This is a genomic window from Specibacter sp. NPDC057265, assembly GCF_042668835.1.
Classification (GTDB): domain Bacteria; phylum Actinomycetota; class Actinomycetes; order Actinomycetales; family Micrococcaceae; genus Specibacter.
The window spans coordinates 1-1,479 of record NZ_JBHUYE010000052.1 but is presented as its reverse complement, the minus strand read 5'-3'; the positions used below and the strand labels follow the sequence as shown (position 1 = coordinate 1,479).

The following is a 1,479-nucleotide window of genomic DNA, read 5'->3' as shown; positions in this document are numbered from 1 at the left end:
AGCCCGGTCGCCTACGAAAACCAGGTCAAGCTCGACCAACTTCAGACGGCAAAAGCCGCCTGACCAACCGTCCACGATTTGCGGATAACCTCAGATGCCATAGGAATCGCAGCCGGCGTGGCTATAGGTGCAACCGTCTTCGCCGGTTTATGCGCGGCAAGTGCCGGAATAGGGTGTGCAGTTGGTATAGGAGCACTTGGTGGCGCAGTAGGCGGAGGAATTGGAGCTGGAACAGCAGGACTCCTTAATGGTGACGAAGATATTCGAGACAATGTTGCAACCGGGGCAATAGGGGGTGCAATCGGAGGATTCTTCAGAGGTGGCTTTGGCTTCTATAAACCCTAAATAAACTTTCCACTACGTTAGAAAGAAGAGTTTGACAAATGAGCAAGCGATCGAAATACGTAGTGATCGTCGCGTTATCTATTGGGGGGTTGATTGTCGGCAATATTTTTTGGGGAAAGGAGGGGGCTCTCTATATATCAATAATTCTTTTTGTAAGTATAGTTTCCGGCGTCATTTCCAGATCCATACGAAAAAGACGTGATAGAGAGGCTGCAGAAAAATATGGAAGTTACGGTGAAATAAAAGATAATGATTCTTCTCAAAGAATCCATGACTCCAAGCCTTCAGACAATGAACCGCATGTCTAATGTGGCGCACTCATCTGAAAGCCGCAGCGACACCTCAAAATCCTAACGAGGTCAAGCAGGCCAATGAACTCTTCTGTCCCGCCGTGGCCGCGTCGACGCGGACCCTCATTACCTCGGGTGGGTGATAGTTCCAGGGCTTGGCCCTCCATGAGCACGCCAGGTAAGAGAAGATGAATGACTGACTCCATGGGCTTTAACGATGACTTTAACTGCTTACGGAAATGTCATTCTTGGATGAATATCTCGAGCCGTGGCTGAACTCAGGACTCTCCCACAAGACACCCTCGACACACCCCTCAACCCAGCCAACGCCAACCGCTACGCCTACGCAGCCAACAACCCCATCAACAATGCGGACCCAACAGGCTTAGTCACTGGACAGTGTTTGTTAGATGCTGCTTTTGTCGGAGTCTCCTACGCTGGCTTTGCATTCTCTGTAATTGGAGTTACCACAGCGACCGGAGGGTTAGGCACTTTTGCTGCTTGGGGACTTGGAATTTCTATTGCCAGTACTGTGAAATCAGGATTCGATGCCGGCAACTCCTGTGATTAGTTGGATGAATTCAGTCAAACTCGTGAGGAGATGCGCATGTCACAGCATCTGATATTTGTTCTCTTAATGTGCGTCGGTCTTCTACTGTTAGCTGTGGCTTGCTTGTCAACCGTTTTGGTTGGTGAGTTCCCCTGGTTTCAAGCTGTTGCCGGAATAGCTCTAGCTATAGTGGGTGCCTTAGCCCGGATTTTTCATGATGGTCCGATTGCCGGCTCAGTGGGGATTTGATTTCTTGCCGGGCCGGTTTTCTGGTTTTGGGCATGGTTAGTGGTC

The 1,479-nt window shown here is 49.8% G+C and carries 2 protein-coding genes; both read left to right on the top strand.

Translation table 11 applies throughout. The features are described 5' to 3' along the window. The first annotated feature begins 383 nt into the window (after positions 1-383). Positions 384-653: a hypothetical protein gene (locus ACFUCV_RS14985; RefSeq protein ID WP_380817135.1), complete on the top strand. Its 270-nt coding sequence runs from the start codon at positions 384-386 to the stop codon at positions 651-653. Positions 654-903: 250 nt separating this feature from the next. After that, on the top strand, positions 904-1,206 hold the full coding sequence (locus tag ACFUCV_RS14980) for a hypothetical protein (protein WP_380817133.1): 303 nt from the start codon (positions 904-906) through the stop codon (positions 1,204-1,206). Positions 1,207-1,479: the final 273 nt, after the last annotated feature.